The 19,726-nt window shown below is 71.1% G+C and carries 26 protein-coding genes and 1 pseudogene; 14 read left to right on the top strand and 13 right to left on the bottom strand.

From position 1 onward, the window contains the following. Positions 1 to 168 precede the first annotated feature (168 nt). Together AIIKEEIJ_RS01785 and AIIKEEIJ_RS01780 are read right to left on the bottom strand one after the other, a co-directional pair. Complete coding sequence (locus AIIKEEIJ_RS01785; RefSeq protein ID WP_029545121.1) at positions 169 to 369, bottom strand: hypothetical protein; 201 nt, start codon at positions 367 to 369, stop codon at positions 169 to 171. Between the two features lie 130 nt (positions 370 to 499). Continuing rightward, a complete protein-coding gene (locus AIIKEEIJ_RS01780; RefSeq protein WP_006935908.1) occupies positions 500 to 709 on the bottom strand; it encodes a BldC family transcriptional regulator in 210 nt (69 codons plus the stop codon). Positions 710 to 871: 162 nt separating this feature from the next. Between AIIKEEIJ_RS01780 and AIIKEEIJ_RS01775 the strand changes: the two genes are divergently transcribed. From AIIKEEIJ_RS01775 to AIIKEEIJ_RS01750, 6 genes are all read left to right on the top strand, one after another. Beyond that, positions 872 to 1,207: a DUF4229 domain-containing protein gene (locus AIIKEEIJ_RS01775; protein ID WP_006935907.1), complete on the top strand. Its 336-nt coding sequence runs from the start codon at positions 872 to 874 to the stop codon at positions 1,205 to 1,207. Beyond that, positions 1,204 to 2,295 (top strand): PLP-dependent cysteine synthase family protein, encoded by a 1,092-nt coding sequence (locus tag AIIKEEIJ_RS01770; protein ID WP_006935906.1) that lies wholly within the window; start codon positions 1,204 to 1,206, stop codon positions 2,293 to 2,295. Before AIIKEEIJ_RS01775 ends, AIIKEEIJ_RS01770 begins: the two co-directional genes overlap by 4 nt. Positions 2,296 to 2,369: 74 nt before the next feature. After that, the gene (locus AIIKEEIJ_RS01765; protein ID WP_161994805.1) at positions 2,370 to 3,107 is read left to right on the top strand and encodes a 1-acyl-sn-glycerol-3-phosphate acyltransferase; all 738 of its coding nucleotides are present in this window, start codon (positions 2,370 to 2,372) and stop codon (positions 3,105 to 3,107) included. Positions 3,108 to 3,178: 71 nt separating this feature from the next. Further along, positions 3,179 to 3,394: a hypothetical protein gene (locus tag AIIKEEIJ_RS01760; protein ID WP_003937583.1), complete on the top strand. Its 216-nt coding sequence runs from the start codon at positions 3,179 to 3,181 to the stop codon at positions 3,392 to 3,394. A gap of 6 nt (positions 3,395 to 3,400) precedes the next feature. After that, positions 3,401 to 3,955 carry a Clp protease N-terminal domain-containing protein gene (locus AIIKEEIJ_RS01755; RefSeq protein ID WP_161994804.1) on the top strand — a complete coding sequence of 185 codons (555 nt, stop codon included), beginning with the start codon at positions 3,401 to 3,403 and terminating at the stop codon, positions 3,953 to 3,955. A 51-nt stretch (positions 3,956 to 4,006) separates the two neighbouring features. Further along, complete coding sequence (locus AIIKEEIJ_RS01750; RefSeq protein WP_006935897.1) at positions 4,007 to 4,390, top strand: phage holin family protein; 384 nt, start codon at positions 4,007 to 4,009, stop codon at positions 4,388 to 4,390. A 20-nt stretch (positions 4,391 to 4,410) separates the two neighbouring features. On the opposite strand, the gene AIIKEEIJ_RS01745 is transcribed toward AIIKEEIJ_RS01750, so the two are convergent. From AIIKEEIJ_RS01745 to AIIKEEIJ_RS01720, 6 genes are all read right to left on the bottom strand, one after another. Further along, positions 4,411 to 5,280, bottom strand: a complete 870-nt coding sequence (locus tag AIIKEEIJ_RS01745; RefSeq protein ID WP_029545112.1) for a 1,4-dihydroxy-2-naphthoate polyprenyltransferase — start codon at positions 5,278 to 5,280, stop codon at positions 4,411 to 4,413. Between the two features lie 85 nt (positions 5,281 to 5,365). Next, on the bottom strand, positions 5,366 to 6,508 hold the full coding sequence (menE, locus tag AIIKEEIJ_RS01740; protein WP_161994803.1) for an o-succinylbenzoate--CoA ligase: 1,143 nt from the start codon (positions 6,506 to 6,508) through the stop codon (positions 5,366 to 5,368). Next, entirely contained in the window at positions 6,505 to 6,804 is a 300-nt protein-coding gene (locus AIIKEEIJ_RS01735; RefSeq protein WP_006935891.1) for a DUF3349 domain-containing protein, read from the bottom strand. Before AIIKEEIJ_RS01735 ends, menE begins: the two co-directional genes overlap by 4 nt. Positions 6,805 to 6,816: 12 nt before the next feature. Beyond that, a complete protein-coding gene (locus tag AIIKEEIJ_RS01730; protein WP_161994802.1) occupies positions 6,817 to 7,155 on the bottom strand; it encodes a DUF3349 domain-containing protein in 339 nt (112 codons plus the stop codon). A 40-nt stretch (positions 7,156 to 7,195) separates the two neighbouring features. Beyond that, positions 7,196 to 7,459, bottom strand: coding sequence for a hypothetical protein (locus tag AIIKEEIJ_RS01725; RefSeq protein WP_006935886.1), 264 nt, complete (start codon positions 7,457 to 7,459; stop codon positions 7,196 to 7,198). Next, complete coding sequence (locus tag AIIKEEIJ_RS01720) at positions 7,456 to 8,694, bottom strand: inorganic phosphate transporter (protein ID WP_161994801.1); 1,239 nt, start codon at positions 8,692 to 8,694, stop codon at positions 7,456 to 7,458. The genes AIIKEEIJ_RS01725 and AIIKEEIJ_RS01720 overlap by 4 nt, the downstream gene beginning before the upstream one ends. A 275-nt stretch (positions 8,695 to 8,969) precedes the next feature. On the opposite strand from AIIKEEIJ_RS01720, the gene AIIKEEIJ_RS01715 reads away from it, so the two are divergent. From AIIKEEIJ_RS01715 to AIIKEEIJ_RS01695, 5 genes are all read left to right on the top strand, one after another. Beyond that, positions 8,970 to 10,388: an ABC transporter substrate-binding protein gene (locus AIIKEEIJ_RS01715; RefSeq protein WP_006935884.1), complete on the top strand. Its 1,419-nt coding sequence runs from the start codon at positions 8,970 to 8,972 to the stop codon at positions 10,386 to 10,388. Between the two features lie 85 nt (positions 10,389 to 10,473). Then, complete coding sequence (locus AIIKEEIJ_RS01710; protein ID WP_161994800.1) at positions 10,474 to 12,759, top strand: ABC transporter permease subunit; 2,286 nt, start codon at positions 10,474 to 10,476, stop codon at positions 12,757 to 12,759. Next, a complete protein-coding gene (locus tag AIIKEEIJ_RS01705; protein ID WP_006935881.1) occupies positions 12,752 to 13,489 on the top strand; it encodes an ABC transporter ATP-binding protein in 738 nt (245 codons plus the stop codon). Before AIIKEEIJ_RS01710 ends, AIIKEEIJ_RS01705 begins: the two co-directional genes overlap by 8 nt. After that, complete coding sequence (locus AIIKEEIJ_RS01700) at positions 13,486 to 14,229, top strand: ABC transporter ATP-binding protein (RefSeq protein WP_006935879.1); 744 nt, start codon at positions 13,486 to 13,488, stop codon at positions 14,227 to 14,229. Before AIIKEEIJ_RS01705 ends, AIIKEEIJ_RS01700 begins: the two co-directional genes overlap by 4 nt. 2 nt (positions 14,230 to 14,231) lie before the next feature. Beyond that, on the top strand, positions 14,232 to 14,588 hold the full coding sequence (locus tag AIIKEEIJ_RS01695) for a hypothetical protein (RefSeq protein WP_006935878.1): 357 nt from the start codon (positions 14,232 to 14,234) through the stop codon (positions 14,586 to 14,588). Positions 14,589 to 14,639: 51 nt separating this feature from the next. Here AIIKEEIJ_RS01695 and AIIKEEIJ_RS01690 read toward each other — a convergent pair whose 3' ends face one another. From AIIKEEIJ_RS01690 to AIIKEEIJ_RS01680, 3 genes are all read right to left on the bottom strand, one after another. Beyond that, positions 14,640 to 15,020, bottom strand: coding sequence for a VOC family protein (locus tag AIIKEEIJ_RS01690; protein WP_006935877.1), 381 nt, complete (start codon positions 15,018 to 15,020; stop codon positions 14,640 to 14,642). 1 nt (position 15,021) lies between these two features. After that, positions 15,022 to 15,471 carry a hypothetical protein gene (locus tag AIIKEEIJ_RS01685; RefSeq protein ID WP_157127615.1) on the bottom strand — a complete coding sequence of 150 codons (450 nt, stop codon included), beginning with the start codon at positions 15,469 to 15,471 and terminating at the stop codon, positions 15,022 to 15,024. Positions 15,472 to 15,588: 117 nt separating this feature from the next. Further along, positions 15,589 to 16,482, bottom strand: coding sequence for a 1,4-dihydroxy-2-naphthoyl-CoA synthase (locus AIIKEEIJ_RS01680; protein ID WP_029545095.1), 894 nt, complete (start codon positions 16,480 to 16,482; stop codon positions 15,589 to 15,591). 71 nt (positions 16,483 to 16,553) lie between these two features. Here AIIKEEIJ_RS01680 and AIIKEEIJ_RS01675 point away from each other — a divergent pair, with 71 nt between their 5' ends. From AIIKEEIJ_RS01675 to AIIKEEIJ_RS01665, 3 genes are all read left to right on the top strand, one after another. Beyond that, complete coding sequence (locus AIIKEEIJ_RS01675; protein WP_050035607.1) at positions 16,554 to 17,192, top strand: PaaI family thioesterase; 639 nt, start codon at positions 16,554 to 16,556, stop codon at positions 17,190 to 17,192. After that, positions 17,189 to 18,172 (top strand): o-succinylbenzoate synthase, encoded by a 984-nt coding sequence (locus AIIKEEIJ_RS01670; RefSeq protein WP_161994799.1) that lies wholly within the window; start codon positions 17,189 to 17,191, stop codon positions 18,170 to 18,172. Before AIIKEEIJ_RS01675 ends, AIIKEEIJ_RS01670 begins: the two co-directional genes overlap by 4 nt. 70 nt (positions 18,173 to 18,242) lie before the next feature. Continuing rightward, entirely contained in the window at positions 18,243 to 18,683 is a 441-nt protein-coding gene (locus AIIKEEIJ_RS01665) for a DUF6918 family protein (RefSeq protein ID WP_006940846.1), read from the top strand. Positions 18,684 to 18,732: 49 nt separating this feature from the next. Here AIIKEEIJ_RS01665 and AIIKEEIJ_RS01660 read toward each other — a convergent pair whose 3' ends face one another. Next, entirely contained in the window at positions 18,733 to 19,581 is an 849-nt protein-coding gene (locus AIIKEEIJ_RS01660; protein WP_006940848.1) for a siderophore-interacting protein, read from the bottom strand. 35 nt (positions 19,582 to 19,616) lie between these two features. Continuing rightward, positions 19,617 to 19,726 (bottom strand): annotated as a pseudogene (locus AIIKEEIJ_RS01655) (flavin reductase family protein); the annotation flags it as partial.

Below are 19,726 nucleotides of genomic sequence, written 5' to 3'. Positions count from 1 at the left end.
AGGTCACCGGGGCGAGCGCAGCGACGGGACAGGTCACCGGGGCGAGCGCAGCGACGGGACAGGTCACCGGGGCGAGCGCAGCGACGGGACAGGTCACCGGGGCGAGCGCAGCGACGGGACAGGTCACCGGGGCGAGCGCAGCGACGGGACAGGTCACTCGGCCGGAGATCAGTCTCCGGGGTCCTGATCGGGTCCGGGGGTGCCGTCGGCGGACCTGCGCCGGAACTCCCGGTCGACCTTCCACAGGAAGTCCGGGTCGTCGTCGGGTCCGATCACGCGGGTCGGCCGGGAGCGAAGGTCGGGACCGAACGCCTTCCACAGCAGCACCGCAATCGTGAGGGCACCGACTATGGCCAACAGGTAGAGCACCACGCACCTCCTCGCCGCGAGCAGTCCGCCGGCGTTTCCGCAGCCGGCCGGGCCTGCTTCTTCAGTCTATTCGTAGTGGCGGGAGTGCAGATGTGGCCTGGGTCCCCGACGATGCCTCCGTCTCCTCGGATCAGCGGGTGGCTTCGGTGGTGAGGGAGCGCAGCAGCGCGAGTACCTCGGACTCCCGGAAGCGGCGGTGACCGCCGGGGGTGCGCAGCGAGCCGAGCCGGCCGGCGTGGGCCCAGCGGGTGACCGTCTTCGGGTCCACGTGGAACAGGGCCGCGACCTGGCCGGGGGTCAGCAGCGATTCCTTCGCGCCGTTGAATGCGGGTGCGCTCATCGATGGTCCTTCCGGGTGTTTCGTCTCGTTCGGATCGACGTGGCCATGTTGACACCGAATACCCCGGTTGCTCGAACGGTCTACGGTTGGTAAAGCGGAAGTAATAGACAAAACGGACGGTCGACCAGCAGGGTGCCCGCGCGCGGCGGTTACCCTGGACGGGTGAGTGAAGCATCGCAGAACCGTCCTGACCAGCCCGGCAACACCGGCACCGGCAAGGGCACCCTGGCCCGGGACGTCGCCCTCTACTCGCTGGCCCGGCTGGCTCTCGTCCTCGTGCTCGCTGTGGTGATCCTCTACGTGCCCCGCCTGTTCGGAGTGGAGATCCCCCTGCTGGTCGCCGCGCTCTTCGCGGTGCTGATCGCGCTGCCGCTCTCGCTCGTCGTGTTCGCGCCGCTGCGCCGCCGGGTGAACGAGAGTATCGCGTCCGTCGACGCGCGCCGCCGCGCCGACCGGGCCGACCTGCAGGCCCGCCTGCGCGGCGAGGATCGTAGGTGAGCGACGGCGTCGTCGATCGCAGCGCGTCGCGGGACTGGGTGGACCGTGCCGTCCAGCTGATCGAGGCCGACGCCCAGCGCAGTGCCGACACGCACCTGCTGCGCTATCCGCTGCCTCCCGGGTGGGGTGTCCAGCTGTACCTGAAGGACGAGTCCACGCACATCACCGGCAGCCTGAAGCACCGGCTCGCGCGGTCGCTGTTCCTCTATGCCATTTGCAACGGCTGGGTGCGCGAGGACACCCCGATCGTCGAGGCGTCGTCCGGTTCGACCGCCGTCAGCGAGGCATACTTCGCGAAGCTGCTCGGCCTCGACTTCGTCGCGGTGATGCCGCGCAACACCAGCCCCGCCAAGGTTGCGCTCATCGAGGCGCAGGGCGGGCGGTGCCACTACATCGACCGGCCGCCGGAGATCTACGCCGAGGCACGCCGGCTCGCCGTCGAGCTGGGCGGTCACTTCATGGACCAGTTCACCCACGCCGAACGGGCCACCGACTGGCGCGGCAACAACAACATCGCCGAATCGATCTTCACCCAGTTGCAGCTCGAGGAGCATCCGATCCCGGAGTGGATCGTCGTCGGCGCGGGCACCGGCGGCACCAGCGCGACCGTCGGGCGGTACATCCGGTACCGCCGCCACCGCACCCGGCTGGCCGTCGTCGACCCCGAGAACTCCGCGTTCTACGGCGGGTACGAGACGGGCTCGGTGGACTACACCACCGGCATGCCGTCGCGGATCGAGGGCATCGGCAGGCCCCGGGTGGAGCCGTCGTTCGTCGGCCAGGTGGTGGACCGGATGATCCGGGTGCCCGACGCCGCGTCGATCGCCGCCATGCGGCACGCGAGCGAGAGCTTGGGCCGCCGCGTCGGGGGCTCGACCGGGACCAACCTGTGGGGTGCGTTCGGCCTGATCGCCGAGATGATCGCCGACGGCCGGCGCGGCAGCGTCGTCACCCTCCTGTGCGACGGCGGGGAACGCTACGCGGGCACCTACTTCGACGACGGCTGGGTGGCCGGTGAGGGCATGGATCTGGCCGGCCCGACCGCGACGCTCGAGAAGTTCGCGGACACCGGCAGGTGGGAGGCCTGAGCCGTCGCACCTCGGCCGCACCCGACCCTACGAGGCCGTAGCCTACGGTGTCGTAGGTTGAGTATCGTGGGGGCATGGAACGCCCCGTCGTGGCCCTGGACAACTACGAAGCCGTCTACGACTTCTACCTCGAGCACCGGCAGAGCCGGCCCGTCGCCCGGGCGGCCTACGCCCTGCTCGCCGCCCGGTACCGCCCCCGGGTGCGCTGCGACGACGGGGTCCGCGTTCGCCTCCGCGAACTCATCCGGGCTCGCACGCCCCTCCTGATCGTCGCCAACCACCTCACCCACAGCGATCAGTACGTCCTCGCGGCGACGGCGTGGCGTTCCCCGCTGCGCCCGGTGATCGGCAGCACGCGGGTGCTGGCGAAGGACGAGCTGTTCGCCGACGAGTCGCAGCGTCGCAAGATCGACATGATGGGCGGGATCCCGGTCTTCCGGGCCAAGAACCACGGCCTGCGGGCGGTCTCCGATGCCGGGCGCCGGATGATGGACGTCTCCGCCGCGCGGCTGCATCACGGCGACAGCGTCGCGATCTTCCCCGAGGGCACCTGCAACGAGGGGGACCCGACCCGGTTGCAGCCGCTCGGGACCGGCATCGGGCACATCGTCCGCCGCTCGCGCGATCTGGGGGCGCGGCCCGCGCTGGTGTGCGTCGGCATCGGCTACGGGCCCGGCAAGGACCCGTCACGCCCGGCGAGCGTGTTCCTCACCGAGCCGGTCACCGACCTCGACGGTAAGGTCCGCGACGTCACGCGCCTGGTGCAGGACGAGCTGCAGCGTGCGGTGGACGGCGCCGTCGCGCGGTACTGAACCGGTCGCGCCCCGGCCCGGCGCGTCAACTTTTCTTGACGTCCGCCCGCTTGTCAACGTAAATTGACGGTATGACCGAGGCCACCACACTCGCCGCCGCCGCCGGAAGCCCCGACCCCGCAGAGGGATTGCGGGCCGTGCGGGCCCTGCGACGGTTGCTCGAACGACTCGAGGCGATCCAGGTCGACAACGCCCGCCGGCAGGGCTGGTCGTGGCAGGCGATCGCCGATGCGCTCGAGGTGAGCAGGCAGGCCGTCCACCAGAAGTACAACCGGAAGCGTGGGTGATCCGCCGTGTTCGAACGATTCACCGCCGGCGCACGAGCCGCCGTCGTCACCGCGCAGGCGGAGGCCCGGGAGCTGAACGCTCCTCGCATCGAGCCGGCCCACCTGCTGCTCGGCCTCCTCGTCACCGCGGACGTGACGCTGCGGCACCTGCTCGCCGACGTCGGCCTCACGGCCGAGACCGTGCGCAGCGAACTCGCCCGGGACACCGGGGTGCTCGGCGACGAGGACGCCGCCGCGCTCGGGGCCATCGGCATCGACCTCGATTCCGTCCGGGCCCGGCTCGAGGAGACCTTCGGGGAGGGCGTCCTCGACCGCGGACTCGGCCGGAACCGGCGGGGGCCGTTTGCCGGCCACCTTCCGTTCGATCCTGCCGCGAAGAAGTCCCTGCAGCTCGCCCTGCGGGAAGCCCTCGCGCGCCGCGACCGCGTCATCGGCTGCGAGCACCTCCTGCTCGGGATACTGCGCTCCGACGACGACCGCGCCTGCACGCTCGTCGAGTCCCACGTGTCCCGCAGGGCGCTCCGCGACCGCCTGCGCGACTACCCGGGTCGCGCCGCCTGACCGACCGGTTCCCGACCGCGCGCCGGGGCCGGAATGTGCGACAGTGGCGGCATGATCAACTTCCTGGTCCGGCTGGTCCTCAACGCCGTCGCCATCTGGCTGGCGGCCCAGTGGGTCTCCGGCATCGACTTCACCGGCTCCGGCACCGGCGCCGCCAACGAGATCATCTCCCTGCTGGTGATCGCCCTCGTCTTCACCGTCGTCAACGCCTTCGTCAAGCCGCTCGTGCAGCTGCTGTCGCTGCCGCTGCTGATCCTGACGCTGGGGCTGTTCACCCTCGTCGTGAACGCCCTGATGCTCCTGCTCACCGCGTGGCTGAGCGAGTTTACCGACTACGGCCTGACCGTCGAGGGCTTCTGGACCGCGTTCTGGGGCGCGCTGATCATCTCGATCGTCAACTGGGTGCTCGGCGTGCTGGTGCCCGACCGGGACTGAAGTTCCGGGCGCGGGACGCCTCAGGCCAGGAACAGGGCGGCTGCGGTCGCAACGGCCCACACCAGCATCGCCAGGCCCGAATCCCGCAGCGCGGGGATCAGGCTCAACCCCAGGCTGCCGGACCGCACGGGTGCGTGGGCGCGCACCGCGAACGGCAGCGCCAGCAGGCCCGCCAGCGCCCACGGCGTGCGCGCCACCAGTGCCAGCGACGCCGCGAACGGCACGGCCAGCAGCATCAGATGCAGCGTCCGGGTCCGCGGGTCGCCCAGCCGCACCGCGAGCGTGCGCTTGCCCGAGACGGTGTCGGTGGGGATGTCGCGCAGGTTGTTCGCCACCAGCACCGCGCTCGAGAACGAGCCCACCGCCACCGCACACGCCAGCCCGACCCAGTCGGCCCGGCCGGCCTGCACGAACTGCGTGCCCAGCACGGCGACGAGCCCGAAGAACACGAACACGGCGATCTCGCCGAACCCGCTGTAGCCGTAGGGGTTTCGGCCACCCGTGTAGTACCAGGCGCCGGCGATGCACACCGCGCCCACCAGGAGCAGCCACCACGCGCTCGTGATCGCCAGGGCGATCCCGGCCACCGCGCCCACTCCGAAACACGCGAACGCGGCCCGCTTGACCGACGCCGGCGACGCCGCCCCGGATCCCACCAGCCGCAGCGGCCCGACGCGGTCGTCGTCGGTCCCGCGGATGCCGTCGGAGTAGTCGTTGGCGAGGTTGACCCCGATGATCAGCGCCAGGGCGACCACCAACGCCAGGAGAGCCTTCCCCCACACCACGCCGTCGAGCGCGGCCGCCGCCCCCGTGCCGGCGACGACGGGCGCGATCGCGTTGGGAAGGGTGCGCGGACGGGCGCCTTCGAGCCATTGACCAGCGGTTGCCATGCGTCGATCCTGCCATCGAGCGAATGTGCCATGCCGTCGGCCCGAGGAGATGAGCGATACATTCGCTCGCCCGAACCCGGTCGGCCTACGAGAACCGGGCGACCAGTGCCCGCCGGTCCACCTTGCCGGGGCCGCGTAACGGCAGGGCCGGCACGACGTGCAGCGCCCGCGGCGCCGCCGTGACGTCCAGCGTCGCGCTGGTCCAGGCTCGCAGGTCGTCGAGGGTGGGGGAAGCGCCGACCTCCGGGACGACGACGGCCGCCACCCGTTGACCGAGCCGGGGGTCGGGCAGCCCGATCACGGCGCATTCGCGTACCGCGGGGTGCTCGAGCAGGACGGCCTCGACGATCTGCGGCACGACGGTGAGGCCGCCCGTGGAGATGGCCTCGTCCAGGCGCCCCAGGATGCGGAGGACGCCGTCGGCGAGTTCGCCCGCGTCGTCGGTGCGGAACCAGCCGGGTTCGGCGAACGCCGGATGATCGGGCAGACCGCGATAGCCGCGCGCGAGTGTGGCCCCGCCGAGCCACACCCGCGACTGCGCGTCGACCCGGACCGTGGTCCCGACCAGTGGGACCCCGTCGTACACGCACCCGCCGCACGTCTCGCTCATCCCGTAGGTGCGGACGACGGTGATCCCGGCGTCCTGCGCACGGCGCAGGATCGGGGCGGGCGTGGCGGCCCCGCCCAGCAGGACCGCGTCCAGGTCGGCGAGGGCCGCGACGGCACCCGGGTGGTCCAGGGCCTTGATCAGCTGCGTGGGCACCAGCGACGTGTAGCGCCGCCCACCGGGCATGGCGGCGACCGCCGCCGGCAGCCGATCCGGATCGAAGCCGCCGGCGACGTCGATCACGACGGGCCCGGCTCCCGCGAGCAGGCCCCGCAGCAGCACCTGCATCCCGGCGATGTGGTGGGCCGGCAGCGCCAGCAGCCACGAGCCGGGTCCGCCGAGGCGCTCGTGGGTGGCGTCACCGCTGGCCCGCAGCGCCCCGGCGGTCAGCTGGGCGCCCTTCGGGGTGCCCGTGGTGCCCGAGGTGGCGACGACCAGGCCGATGCCGTCGTCGACGGGTTCGCCCGGGCGCAGCGCTTCGGTCAGTCTCCGGATTTCCCGGTCGTCGGCGACCGGCACGGGGAGCAGGGCCGGTCCGTCGCCGTCGAGCATGCGCCGTAGTGCGGGCAGCACCTCCCGCACGGCGTCGCCGGGGGGGACGGGCAGCACCTCGAGATTCATGTGGCGGGGCCGGTGAGCGGCCACCCTCCGGTCTCGAGGTGCCGGCGCACCCGATCGATGTCCTGTTCGAGCGGCATCTCGTTGGTGATCTTCGTGATCAGCACGGCGATGTCCGTCTTCGAGATGGGCAGGTCCCCGTCGTCGACGAGGGTGTGCGCCACCTGGTCGACCTCGTCCTCCGACAACCGCCGGCTGAGCAGCGCGAACAGGGGCACGTAGTCCTGTTCCGGCACGCCCTCCGGGTAGCCGGCCCGCAGCCACTCGATGATCGAGGTGAGGAACGGCGGAAGCGTCACGGGGGCACCTCCTCAGTCCGTCCCGTCGTCGCCGGTCACCACGGTCCCGTCCTCGGCGACCACCGGCCAGCCTCCCGCGGTGAGGCGCCCGACGACCCGTTCGAGGTCCTCCTCCGCCGGTTCCTCGTGCAGCACCCCGGCGATGATCTGCTCGAGCGTGTCGTAGTCGACATGGCGCTCCGGGTGCTCGTGCGCGGTGGCGATCGACATCTCGCACACCCCGGCGATCTCCTCGTCCGTCAGGCGCCGCCGCAGCACGGCGAGCAGCGCGAAGTGATCCTTGGCCGGTATGCCTTCCGGATAACCGGTGCGCAGCCAGTCGAGGACCGAACGGAGCGAGTACATGGGCAATGCGGTTCTTTCGTGGGTCGGACGGCGGGACAGCGGTGGCTCAGAAGACGTCGATGCCGAAGGTGCTCGACAGGAAGTCCGAAGCCAGCAACAGTATCCCCGCGACGATTGCGATCAGCACGACGGCGAAGCAGACGACGGCGCCGGCGATGCCGAGCGGGTTCGGCCGGGCCTGCTCTCCGGCGCGCCCCGCGACGAGCGATCGCATGCCGAGCGCGAAGACGGCCGGCAGGCCCGCTCCGAAGAAGAGGCCGACGAGGACGACCTGCCACAGCGAGCTCAGGGTGTTCGTCAACAGGTTCACGGGCGTCCCTCCGTAGGAGTGGTCGGTGCGGCCGGCACGTCCTCGGGGGCCGGCGCCGGGGCCGGGATCGGGGCCGGGGCCGGAGCCGGAGCCGGAGCCGGAGCCAGCTTGCCGTCCCATTCCGCGGTGACGTTGGAGGCGTCGATCGGCTGCCGGCGTGACCTCAGGTACATCAGCAGCGACAGCGCGCACAGCACCGCGAACACCACGATCACGCCCGGCAGGCCGCCGATCAGGTGGGCCAGACCCCAGCACACCGCGCCGACGAGCGCCGCGGACGGCAGCGTGATCAGCCAGGCGACGGCCATGCGGCCGGCGACGCCCCAGCGCACGTTCGCGGAGCGGGTGCCGAGTCCGGACCCCAGGATCGAACCGGTCGCCACGTGGGTGGTCGACAGGGGCAGACCGAAGTGGCTCGAGGTGAGGATGATCGCGGCCGACGACGACTCCGCCGCCATGCCCTGCGGCGGTGCGATCTCCACCAGTCCCTTGCCGAGGGTGCGGATGATGCGCCAGCCACCGAGGTAGGTGCCCAGGGCGATCGCGACGGCGCAGGAGAGCTTCACCCAGAACGGCATCTCCGCGTCGGCGGTGAGGCTGCCGTGCGCGACGAGCGCCAGGAAGATCACGCCCATCGTCTTCTGCGCGTCGTTGGTGCCGTGCGCCAGCGACACCAGGGAGGCGGAACCGATCTGGCCGATGCGGAAGCCGTGACCGCGGGTCTCGTCGGGCACCGTGCGGGTGATGCGGTGCACCGACCAGGTGCCGACCGTGGCGACGAGTGCCGCCACCACCGGCGCCAGCAGCGCCGGGATGATCACCTTGCCGATCACTCCGTCCCACACCACGCCGTCGATCCCGAGGGAGGCGAGGGCGGCGCCGATGAGGCCGCCGAACAGTGCGTGCGACGAGCTCGACGGCAGGCCGAACAGCCACGTCGCCAGGTTCCACAGGATGCCGCCGACGAGACCGGCGAACACGATGAGCAGCAGTGCCTCGCCGCCGGTGCTGCCCAGGTTGACCACCCCCTTGGCGACCGTCGCGGCGACCTCGACGGACAGGAACGCGCCGACGAGGTTGAGCGAGGCGGAGAGGGCGACCGCCACCTTCGGTTTCAGGGCACCGGTGGCGATCGATGTCGCCATCGCGTTCCCGGTGTCGTGGAAGCCGTTGGTGAAGTCGAATGCGAGGGCAGTGACTACCACCACCAGGAGGACGACAAGCTCTGCGGTCACATCTGCCGATTGTGAGGTAGCCGGTGGGTAAAAGTACAGCGACGGCGAGGTGAACGCGGACACCCCGGCTCCTTCCGGTGGTGGCAGCCCGCGTGCGCCGGTTCCCCGCTGTGTGGAGTTTCACTCGGCGCGAAGCGTGTGACCGGCTTCACGGCAGGTCTCACTGAACGGGAATCTCTCGTCCCGCCCTTCCCGGCCCTGGCTAGCTTTCGCCGCAGTACACCGCCCCGGAGCTTCCGCCGGACGGAGCCCCGCGACGAAGGAGACACCCGACCTTGAACAAGCACACACTCGCCAGGACCGTGCTGGCGCTGACGGCGTCCGCGGCGCTGCTCTCGGCCTGTGCCGGCGAACGCGGCGCCGACCCGTCGGGCGGGGCCGGCGCGACCGGGACCGGGGCCGCCGCGGCCGATACCGTCGCGGTGGACAAATTCGGCACCCTGGACTCGCCGTGCGGGGAGGGGGACGCCGCGGGCGCCACTGACCAGGGCGTGACCGACACCGAGATCCGCATCGGCTACGGCGACGACCGCGGCTACGCCAAGAGCCCGGGCCTGAACAAGGAGATGTCGGACGCCGTCTCCGCGATGATCGACTGGTGCAACGCCCAGGGCGGCATCAATGGGCGCACGATCGTCGGCACCGACTACGACGCAGCGATGACCCAGGCCAACTCCGTCATGCAGGACGCGTGCCGCTCCGAGTTCATGATGGTCGGTCACGGCTTCGCGATGGACCAGACCGCCGAGCAGACCCGCGTGGCCTGCAACCTCGCCGCGGTGCCCGGCTTCACGGTGTCGCCGGAGGCGGCCAACGGCCCCATGACCTATCAGGGTGTGCCGTTCCCGGTGGACTACGCCAACGGCTCGGCATGGTTCCAGATGGCGCAGCTGCGGCCGGACCTGAAGGACAAGTTCGACCTCGTCGGCAGCACGATGCCGACCATCATCACGTCGCTGACCAAGGTGCGCTCGATCGCCGAGGCCGCCGGGTTCGAGCTGAAGAACTGCGGCGTCACCATCAACTACGACGGCGAGGCCAGCTACGTCCCGTTCGCCGAGAAGTTCAAGGAGTGCGGCGTCGAGGGCCTGTGGACCTCCCGGTCGCCCGTGCCGAACGAGCTGAACTTCTTCAAGGCGCTCGACCAGGTGGGCATCGATCCCGTCCTGATGGGTGAGGCGACCTGGTACGGCCAGACCGTCGAGGAGGCGAACGCCGGCGGTCTGCTCGACAACCTGCACGCGGGCATGACCTTCCAGATGCTCGAGAACGCGGACAAGGTGCCGGCGGTGCAGCAGTACCTCGACCTCGTCGGGGAGAAGGGCGGCAAGACCGCGCTGCTCGGCATGCAGGCCACCTCGTCGTTCCTGCTGTGGGCGACCGCGGCGAAGGAGTGCGGCTCCGACCTGACCCGGCAGTGCATGATCGACGAGCTGTCGCAGATCCACGAGTGGGACGGCGGCGGACTGCACGCCGTGACCGACCCGGGTGCCAACATGCCGGCCAGCTGCGGTCTGACGGTCACGCTGACGGGCGAGACCTACACGCAGGCGTTCCCGCAGACCGCCGCCGAGTTCGAGTGCAACGACGCGTACCTCGTCAAGACCGCCCCGGAGACGTGGGGCACCGAACTCGGACCCGACCGGATCGCCACCAAGTTCATGAACCCGAACGTGATCAAGCCGCAGGACTGACCGGCCTGCACCGACCGGCGGGGCGGTGCCCGCACGGCACTGCCCCGCCTCCCCACGACCGGTTCTCTACCGACAGGGCTTCACCATGGACACATTCGTGACGTTCACGATCCTGGGCCTCGTGCTCGGGTCCGTGTACGCGATCGCGGCCTCCGGGCTCGTTCTGACCTACAACACCTCCGGAATCTTCAACTTCGCGCACGGCGCCCAGGCCATGCTCGGTGCGTTCCTCTACTGGCAGCTCACGGCCGGCTGGGGACTGCCCGTCCCGTTGGCCCTGCTCGTGGTGCTGTTCCTCGCGGGGCCGCTCATGGGCCTGGCGCTGTACGTCGTGATCATGCGGGGCCTGCGGGACACCGCCGAGGTCACCAAGATCGTCGTGACCGTCTCGGTCATGCTGGGGATGCTGTTCCTGTCCCAGTGGTTCTGGCATCCCGAGAAGCCCCGCTCGCTCGGCATGTTCTTCGGCGACGACGCCGGGATCAGCGTGCTCGGCGCGTTCGTCCGCGTCCACGAGATCCTGTGCGTGGTCGCGGCCATCGGGATCGCGGTCGGTCTGCGCATGCTCTTCCAGCGCACCCGGATGGGCGCCACCATGCGCGGCGTCGTCGACGACCCCGACCTGCTGCGGCTCAACGGCCACAACCCCGAACGGATCGCCGCGTTCTCGTGGGCGCTCGGCTCCACCCTCGCCGTCCTCGCCGGGGTGCTGATCACCCCGATCAGTGGCGGCAGCCTCGAGGCGAACATGCTCACCCTACTCGTCATCGACGCGTTCGCGGCCGCGATGTTCGGCCGGCTCAGCTCGATCCCGCGCACGTTCGTCGGCGCCCTCGTGCTCGGCCTCGCCGGCGCCTACCTGATCGGCTACGCACCCTCGTCCTGGGCCTGGACGTCGAACCTGCGGGTCTCGCTGCCGATGGTGGCGCTGTTCGTGGTGCTGATCCTCCTGCCCCAGGACCGGCTGCGCGGCGCGGCGATGCGTACCCGCGAGCGCTACCACGTGCCGAGCGTGCGCAAGGCCGTCGTGTGGGCGGTTGCGCTCGTCGCCGTCGTCTCTCTCGTCCGCCTGCTCATGGTGGAATCCGCGATCACCACGTTCACGCTGGGCATGACCTTCGCGATCGTCGCGCTGTCGCTGACCCTGCTCACTGGGTACGCGGGCGAGATGAACCTCGCACCCCTGTCGTTCGGGGCCATCGCCACGATCGTCGTGTTCCACTTCGGGATCACCGGCACCGGTCTCGACCAGCGTCTGACCGTGTGGGGGGTGCTGCTGGCCGTGGCCGTCACCGCGCTCGTCGGCGGGCTCGTCGCGCTTCCGGCCCTGCGGCTGCGCGGTCTCTACCTCGCGCTCGCCACCATGGCGTTCGGCGTCTTCGTTTCCAACATGGTGCTGCGCGACACCACCGAGCACGAACTGTTCGGCGTGAAGTTCTCGATCTTCACCGGGGGCTCACTCGTGATCCCGCCGCTGCGGATCGGGCCGCTGGACCTGCAGGACGAGACGACGTTCCTCATGACCGCGACGGTCCTGTTCGCGCTGCTCGGTGTCGGCGTCGTCGCCCTGCGCAACGGCGGTTACGGACGTCGCCTGGCGGCGATGAAGGACAGCCCCGCCGCGTCGGCCATGCTCGGACAGAACCTGGTGACCCTGAAGCTGAGCGTCTTCATGCTCTCGGCCGCCATCGCCGGTCTCGGCGGCGTCCTCATGTCCAGTGCCACCGGCGCGGTCGCGGGCGAGAACTTCAGCATCATCGTGGGCCTCACCCTGCTCATGCTCACCGTGGTGGCCGGCATCGGCTACGTCAGCGGGGCCTTGTTCGGCGGCCTCATGGCCGGCGTCGGGTTCGCGGTCATCATGGTCTCGTTCAACAACCTCGCGAAGACGCAGCCCGAGCTCGAGGGCCTGTACCTGCTGCTCGGCAACATCGCCGCGGTCAGCCCCGCGCTCATCGGCATCGGCGTGGGTCACAACCCGTCGGGCAGCGTGCACCAGATGGTGGAGGGCTACCGCCGTCTGCTGTCCGCCCGGCCGGTCCTCTACGGCGGCGGCGCCGTGATCGCGGTGCTCTACGTCCTGGCCCTGACGGGCGTCCTGGGCAACTGGTGGTTCGCGGCGCTGACCATCACGATCGTGTTCCTGCTCCCGGTGATCGGCGAATGGCTGATGCCCGGCGCGGTCCTGGACCCCGAGGAGCTGGCCCGCCGGCGAACCACCCCGCCGGAACTCGTCGGCCTCGACGAGCCGTACACCGCCGAGGGCCGCTACCGCCTCGACCGCGAACTGGGGCTGCCCGCGGCACGGCCCACCCATCCGGCGGCCGAACCGCCTGCGACCGTCGCGAAGGAGCTGAGCGCGCATGTCTGACACCCTGCTCGAGACCCGGGGCGTCACCGTCCGGTTCGGTGGTCACACCGCCGTCGACGACGTGAGCATCGCCGTCACCGCAGGCGCCGTGACCGGCCTGATCGGGCCCAACGGCGCCGGCAAGACCACCCTGTTCAACACCGTCACCGGGCTGCAGAAACCGACCTCCGGGCAGGTGTTCCTCGACGGTGTCGACGTCACCCGCGCGGCGCCCTACAAGCGTGCCCGGCGTGGGCTGGCCCGCACCTTCCAGCGGCTCGAGCTGTTCCTGTCGCTGTCGGTGCGCGACAACCTCCGAGTCGCGGGCGACATGCACCGCACCGCGACCCGCGCCCGCCACGACATCGACGCCGAGACCGACCGGCTGCTCGAGCTGACCGGGCTCACGGACGTCGCCGACCGGGACGTCTCCGACATCCCCACCGGCCGCGCCCGCGTCGTCGAGGTCGCGCGGGCGCTGATGACCCGGCCGCGCGTGCTGTTGCTCGACGAACCCGCGTCCGGGCAGACGGAGCGGGAGACCGACGATTTCGCGGACCTGCTGTGCCGGCTCGCGGGCGACGGTCTCGGGATCTGCCTCGTCGAGCACGACCTGCCGCTCGTGATGCGGGTGTGCTCGCGCATCCACGTCCTCGACTACGGCGCCCTCATCGCCTCGGGCAGCCCCGAGCAGATCCGCAACGACCCAGCGGTGATCGCCGCGTACATCGGAACCGAGGAGGTCGCATGAACGCACCGGTCACCGATCTCGTCGACGTCCCCGGCGACGAACCGGCCCCGCTGCTCGAACTGGTCGACGTGCGGGCGAGCTACGGACCCATCGAGGTGCTGCACGGGGTGAACCTGGCGCTGCAGCCGGGCTCGGTGGTCGCCCTGCTCGGGCCCAACGGCGGCGGCAAGACCACGACGCTGCGGGTGTGCTCGGGCGTGCTGCCCGTCGAGCACGGCGAGCTGCGCGTTGCCGGCCGCGTCGTCAACGGTGTCGACGCCGCGGCGCTCGCCCGGCTCGGCGTCTGCACCATTCCGGAGGGGCGGGGCATCTTCCCCAACCTCACCGTCCGGGAGAACCTGTGGGTCGCCACCGGAACCGGCGTGTCGCTGAAGGATCTCGAGGCCGTCGCCTACGAGCGCTTCCCGATCCTCGGGAAGCGACGGGGCCAGCTCGCGGGCTCGATGTCGGGCGGCGAGCAGCAGATGCTCGCCCTGTCCCGGGCCCTCGGCACCGACCCCACGGTGCTGTTGCTCGACGAACTGTCCATGGGGCTCGCCCCCCGGATCGTCACCGAGATGTACGACATCGTCGGCCGGCTCGTCGACGACGGGCTGTCGATCCTCGTCGCCGAGCAGTTCGCGCGGGCGGTGCTGCCCATCGCGACGTCGGCCGCGCTGATGCTGCAGGGCCGCGTCGTGCGGGTCGGGGATCCCGCAGACATCGAACACGAACTTTCGACCAGCTACCTAGGAGGATGACCATGACCGCACTCACCGAGGAGCGGCGCGCCAAGTTCCGGCAGGACGCGGCAGACCTGAAGCTCGACACCGGAGCGGCGAAGGGCGACGGTCCCGCGCGCATCGGCGGGCTCGTGTTGATGATCGGCGGTGCCGTCGCGGCGTTCGTCGTCTACTTCGCCTCGCTCACCCAGGCGGACCTGCGCAACATCGCGTCGTACCAGATCCTCGCCACGGCGCTGCTGATCGTCGCGATCCTCGGCGCCGCGCTGTTTCTGGCGGGCGCGATCGCGCGGGTGCTGCGGCTGTGGCTGCTGCGCCAGCTCTACGAGTCGCAGGCACACACCGAGCAGATCGCGGCCGCGCTGACGGGCCGCTGACGCGGCCGGTGTGTCCTTTGGGCTGTCCCAGCAGCCCGAAGGACGCACCGGTCAGCGGGTGTCGCGGCGCAGCGGATGGTCCGGCGGGATCTGCACCAGCACGATGGGGATGCCGTCGGGATCGGCGATCCACAGCTCGTGCAGGCCCCACGGCTCCTGCCGGGCGCCCCGCACGATCGGGACCCCCCTCGTCACCAGCTCGGCCTCGACGTCGTAGACGTCGCGCACCTGCAGCCACAGCGCACCCTCGAAGTGCTGGGGCCGCCCGGTGTTGCCGTGCGCGGCCACCTCGATCAGTGACTGCCCGGCGAAGAACACCGTCCCGCCGGGATATTCGCGGTAGATCGCCAGGCCCAGGACGTCACCGTAGAACCGCAGGGCGGCGTCGTAGTCGCCCGGCCGCAGGATCGTCCGGCTGCCGAGGATCTCCATCTCAGCCCTCCTCGGCCGGGCGCGCCTCGTGCCCCCGTCGCCCGTGGGTGCGGCGCTGCTCCTTCATCTCGGCCTCGAACAGATGCCGGCGGCCGCGGACCAGTTCGTCGCGCACCTGTCGCTCGAGCTCACGGAACTCCGTCCAGTACCCGTCGTCGAAGTCCTCCACGATCTGGAACGTCCACCGTCCCTCGAGGACGTTGCGTCCGACGATCTCCGTCTGCACCCGGTCGGCGAGTTCGCGGTGACCGGCCTCGGCGAGCTTGTCCACAGCGTCGCCGAGCAGCAGGTCGGCGCGGCCCATCAGCTGGTGGAAGGCGTACAGGTTCCCGCGGGCCTGCTCCACCGTTTCGAGCGCTTCGGAGAGTTTGCCGGCCGCCGCCACCGTCTCGTCGGACACGCCTTCGGGCCGGATGTGGTCGGGAAGTGGTTGCTCGCGATCCGTCATGATCAGGAGTGTGCCCGATTCGGGCCGTTTCAATCGGGAGGTTGTGGCGCCGAGGGGGAGGTTGTCGCGGGAGCTACTCGCGCGATGTCGCGACAACCTCCCCCTCGGCGCGAGAAGGCCCTAGTAGTACCAGGGGTAGGGCGACCAGTCCGGGTCCCGCTTCTGCAGGAACGCGTCGCGGCCCTCGACCGCCTCGTCGGTCATGTACGCGAGCCGCGTCGCCTCGCCCGCGAACAGCTGCTGGCCGACGAGCCCGTCGTCGGCGAGGTTGAAGGCGTACTTGAGCATCCGCTGGGCCTGCGGCGACTTGCCGTTGATCTTCGCGGCCCACTCCAGCGCGACGTTCTCGAGCTCGGCGTGGTCGACGACGCGGTTGACCGCACCCATGTGGTGCATCTCCTCGGCGGTGTAGGTGTCGCCGAGGAAGAAGATCTCGCGGGCGAACTTCTGGCCCACCATCTTCGCCAGGTAGGCGCTGCCGTAGCCGCCGTCGAAGCTGCCCACGTCGGCGTCGGTCTGCTTGAACCGGGCGTGCTCGCGGGAGGCGAGGGTCAGATCGCACGTGACGTGCAGGCTGTGCCCGCCGCCGGCGGCCCAGCCGTTGACGAGGGCGATCACGACCTTCGGCATGAACCGGATCAGCCGCTGCACCTCGAGGATGTGCAGCCGGCCCGCGCGGGCCCTGTCCACCGTGTCGGCGGTTTCGCCGCTCGCGTACTGGTAGCCGCTGCGCCCACGGATCCGCTGGTCGCCGCCCGAGCAGAAGGCCCAGCCGCCGTCCTTCGGACTTGGGCCGTTGCCGGTGAGGAGCACCGCGCCGACGTCGGACGTCATGCGGGCGTGGTCCAGCGCGCGGTACAACTCGTCGACGGTGTGCGGCCGGAACGCGTTGCGCACCTCCGGCCGGTCGAACGCCACGCGGACGGTGCCCTGCGTGACGTGCCGGTGGTAGGTGATGTCGGTGAGGTTCTCGAACCCGGGTACGGGCCGCCACAGCTCAGGATTGAAAGTCACCCGTCGACCATAGAACTCCGGTCGCGGCCCTCTGCGCCGACGCGACGGTCGCCGGGCGATACCGTGCAGCTATGAGCGAGCAGACAGACCGTACGGTCGACGCGGACTACGAGCACCACGGCGGGTTTCCGGTGTACACGCCGGTGAAGGCGGGACCGAACTACGGTCGCTTCGTCGAGGCGCTGCGGCGGCTGCAGGATCTCGCCGTCTCCACCCACATCCCCGACGACGTCGTCGACCGGGCCATCGAGCAGGCCGAGGCCCTCGGGGACCTGCTCGAGCCGCACGTCGTGCCCGAGGGCAGGTCGCCGGCCGGCTTCAACATCGACCTGCCCGGTCGCGGCAGCCTGCTGATGCCGCCGTGGATGATCGAGAAGTTCGACGCGGAGTCGGTCCGCTCGCGCGGCACGTTCCGGCTCTACCACCGCGGCGGCAACAGCGCGGCGCACGGTGGCACCCTGCCACTGCTGTTCGACGACCTGTTCGGCATGGTGGTCCACGCGGCCGGCCATCCCATCGCCCGCACCGGCTACCTGCATGTGAACTACCGCAAGATCACCCCGCTCGAGACCGAGCTCGTCGTGGAGGGGCGGGTCGACCGGGTCGAGGGGCGCAAGCTCTTCTGCTCGGCCGAGCTGCACGACCTCGACGGCACGCTGCTCGCCGACTGCGAGGCCCTGATGATCCAGCTGCTGCCCGGCCAGCCGTGACCGCCGCGGCCCTGCCCGCCGTCGACGAGATCCTCGCCGCGGCCGTCGTGGTGTCGCTGCCCATGCGGGTGCGGTTCCGCGGCATCACCGAACGTGAACTCGTGCTCGTGCGCGGTCCCGCCGGGTGGGGAGAATTCGGGCCGTTCCCCGAGTACACCGACGACGAGGCGGCGCACTGGCTGCGTTCGGCCCTCGAATCCGCGTGGCTCGGGCACCCGGCGCCGCGCCGGGACACCGTGCCTGTCAACGCCACCGTCCCGGCCGTCGGCCCCGGCGACGTGCCGGCCGTCCTCGCCCGGTTCCCGGGGGCCCGCACCGCCAAGGTCAAGGTCGCCGAACCCGGGCAGGACCTGGCGCAGGACGTCGCGCGGGTGCGGGCGGTGCGCGAACTCGTCCCGCACGTGCGGATCGACGCGAACGGCGGGTGGAGCGCGGACGAGGCCGTCGCTGCGCTGACGGCGCTCGTCGCCGACGGCCCGCTCGAGTACGCCGAGCAGCCCTGCGCGACGGTGCCGGAACTGGTCGAGGTGCGCCGCCGGATGCCCGACGTGCCGGTGGCGGCGGACGAGAGCATCCGGCGCGCCGAGGATCCCTTGCGGGTGGTGCGGGCCGGCGGCGCCGACGTGGCGGTGGTCAAGGTGGCCCCGCTCGGCGGGGTGCGACGGCTGCTGGCGCTGGCCGACGAGTTGGCCGGCCACGGCGTGCCGGTGGTGGTGTCGAGCGCGCTCGACTCGGCCGTGGGCATGGGTGCCGGACTGGCCGCGGCGGCCGCGCTGCCCGAGCTGCCGTACGCGTGCGGACTGGGCACGGGCGGGTTCTTCACCGTCGACGTGGCGGCGCCGCGGACGATGGCCGGCGGGGCGCTCCCGGTGGGGGAGGTGACGCCGGATCCGGCGCTCCTCGAGGCCGTGCGGGCCGACCCGGAACGGGTGCGCTGGTGGTTCGACCGGGTCCGGCGCTGCCGCGCCGCGCTCGACTAGGTGCGGCTCGGGTCGTCGTATATCGTTCCGGGCGTTCGTACTCACGAGTCACATTACGGAGGCAGTGGAAGTGGTTGCAGCTCTGGATGATGCCCTGCTCGGCGCCGACAAGGTCCCGGCGGTTGTCGCCGATGTCGAGGCGCTGATCGACGCCGAGGTGTCGGACAAGAAGGGCGCGTCGGGTCTCGCGCTCAAGGCCGGCTACGCGGCGGTGACGAAGCTCGGCCCGTCGATCGTGCCCAGCGCCGTCGAGGGGCTGCTGCCGGAGTTCGTCGCCAAGATCCAGCCGTTCTGGCAGGACTACGCGGGAAACGGTGCGTTCGCCGACTACCTCACCGCCCGCGGTGAGACGGTGGCGGACGCGCTGCTCGGTGTGACGGACGCGCGCATCGAGGCCTCGTCGCGCACGGCGATCAAGAAGGTCTACGAGAAGCTGCGCCCGTCGGCGCAGAAGCACGTCGTCGAGGCCCTGCCGCGCGTGGGCGCGCTGGTGCAGAAGCACGCCGGCTGAGACACCCGGTGTCTTTCCGGCCCGGTCGCGGTCCGGAAAGACACCACCCTCAATAGCTGGCGGCGCCGAACTTCCAGTAGCCGGTGAAGGTCACGGCGGACTTGGCGAGGCCCCGCTCCCGCACCAGGTGCCGGCGCAGCGACGTCACAAGTCCCGATTCGCCCGCCAGGAACGCGTATCCCGGCCCGTCGGGCAGCGCGCCGGCCCGCACGGCCTCGAGCACGTGCGGCCCGGGCGGCGCGTGCCGCCCGGGCCGCACCACCGTGTGCAGCCGGACGCCCGGGCCGGGGACGATCTCCTGGGCGGCGACGTCGCCGGCATCGTCCACCTCCACGAACACCTCGGTGGGCACCGCGTGGTGCCGCCCGGCGGACGACGCGAGGATCCCCGCGATCGCGGGCAGCGCGCTCTCGTCGGCGACGAGGATCTGCCAGCGCGCCTCGGTGGGGCGGTGGTACATGATGCCCTCGTCCAGCAGCGCCAGTTCGGCGCCCGGCTGCGCGGTGCGCGCCCACTGCGATGCCGGTCCCGTGTCGCCGTGGGTGGCGAAGTCGATGTCCAGTTCGGCCGTGTCGCCGTACCGGCCCGCGCCCGCCTCCCGGTAGCGACGGATCGTGTAGTTGCGCAGGATCGGCTGGACGGCCTCGGGCATGGCCCGCATCTCGGGCCACCACTGCGGGCCCGCCGTGGCCGGCAGTGTCAGCGACCGTTGGCCGGGGGCTGGGAAGAACAGCCGGAACCACTGGTCGAACCCCATGGGTGCGATCCGCCCGACGTTCGCGCCGCCCACGGTCACCCGCACGAAGCTCGGCCCGATTCGTTCGGTGGCGAGCACCCGGCCGGTGACGATCTCGCGGCTCGCCGGGGCGATGCGGGTGGTCTTGGTGCGCACGGCCATACGAACCTCCGTTGGAATTAGCGGAGGCTAACCTATCATTCGGGGCGGTCGAGGTGGCGCACCGCGGGGGTGAGGCCCCATTCGTTGCGACCCAGCCGGCTCGCCGGCGCCAGGGCCGCGAAGTCCGGCATCCCGTCCTCGGCCA

The organism is Rhodococcus sp. YH1, from assembly GCF_009939605.1.
Taxonomy (GTDB): domain Bacteria; phylum Actinomycetota; class Actinomycetes; order Mycobacteriales; family Mycobacteriaceae; genus Rhodococcus; species Rhodococcus aetherivorans.
This window is presented reverse-complemented; position numbering and strand designations above follow the sequence as displayed.